This is a genomic window from Anabaena sp. WFMT, assembly GCF_051781005.1.
Classification (GTDB): Bacteria; Cyanobacteriota; Cyanobacteriia; order Cyanobacteriales; family Nostocaceae; genus Anabaena.
Window position 1 is genome coordinate 1 of the sequence record NZ_JBPWOA010000030.1, and the last position, 1338, is coordinate 1338.

Sequence of the window (1338 nt, forward strand, 5' to 3'; positions counted from 1 at the left end):
TGAGGGGGCGACAAGCAATGTGAAACCAAGATATGCAAAGGGTTTCAGGTGATAGACTCTCTCAAAAAATCTGGTGCTTATTGACAATGCTATGCAGCTATTAAGCAGCTATCTAGAGGGTGCAGTTTGATGGTAAAAAAGAATGGTCTCGTCAAAATAACAAGACCAAACAAAAAAATGCTACCGTCATTTTATCAAGAAATCCTCGAAAAATACCTGACTAATAAACAGTTAATCACCCTGAAAATGCTAGTGTGGGTACTTCAAACACAGAAAGAAGTCAGAATAGAAAGATTAGCTGCGAACCTGCCATTACCAATACAAGAAAATAGCCGTCGTCGTCATATACAAAGATTTTTGAACTCTAATAAGTTGAGTGTAGTGTTGTTATGGTTTCCAATTATTTCAGCCATTTTAGCACGATTCTTTAAACCGCTCTCCCAATTGGTAATTGCCATAGACAGAACACAATGGAAAGACAATAACATTCTGATGGTAAGTGTCATTTATCAAAAAAGAGCATTACCAGTATATTGGTGTCTACTAGATAAAGATGGTTGTAGTAACCTGCAAGAACAGCAAAAAGTATTACGTCCGGTAATTAGGTTATTAAAACGTTATCAATTAGTCATTATTGGCGATAGAGAATTTCATGGTGCTGAATTAAGGAAATGGTTACATAGTCAGGGTTTGAAGTATATCTTCAGACAGAAAAAAGATACCACATTTCGAGAAGAAAGACAAAAATTCCAACCATTAAGTACAATTCCAATTTATCCGGGAGGTCGGAGATTTTATGAAAATGTTCATCTCACACAGGAGAAAGGTTTTGGTTGTTGTAATTTAGCCGTTTATTGGAGACGAAAGTATCGCGGTAAGCAAGAACTAGAACCTTGGTATTTATCAACTAATCTCACAGATATCTCAACAACTATCAAAATATATAGTCAACGTTTTGGAATTGAAGCTATGTTTAAAGATTGCAAAACAGGAGGTTATAATTTAGAAGGTTCTCAAGCTTCTCCTGATAGACTTATTCGGATAATTTTATTGATTGCTTTGGCAATGACTTCTGCATGGTTACAAGGTCAAAAAACTCAAGTTCAAAGACAAAAATCTTATGTTTGTCGTCCTTGTGAAAACAAAAGAACCAGAAGAAGACATAGTGCTTTCTGGATAGGCTTATATGGTTCTAGTTGGATTGTTGCGATGAGTGAGTGTCAAGAATTGGTTTTGGCAATGATAGATGCCGTTCGCAATAAGCAACCATTTTATCAGCAGGGTCTGAGGGCTATGATCCTTATCCCACAATCTCTTTAACCTCTTTGTCGCCCCCTC

General features: G+C 36.5%; 1 protein-coding gene. It reads left to right on the forward strand.

Translation table 11 applies throughout. The features are described from left to right. Window positions 1-177: 177 nt before the first annotated feature. A complete protein-coding gene (locus ACSQ6I_RS19685; RefSeq protein WP_438891987.1) occupies window positions 178-1320 on the forward strand; it encodes an IS4 family transposase in 1143 nt (380 codons plus the stop codon). The last annotated feature ends 18 nt before the right edge of the window (window positions 1321-1338 follow it).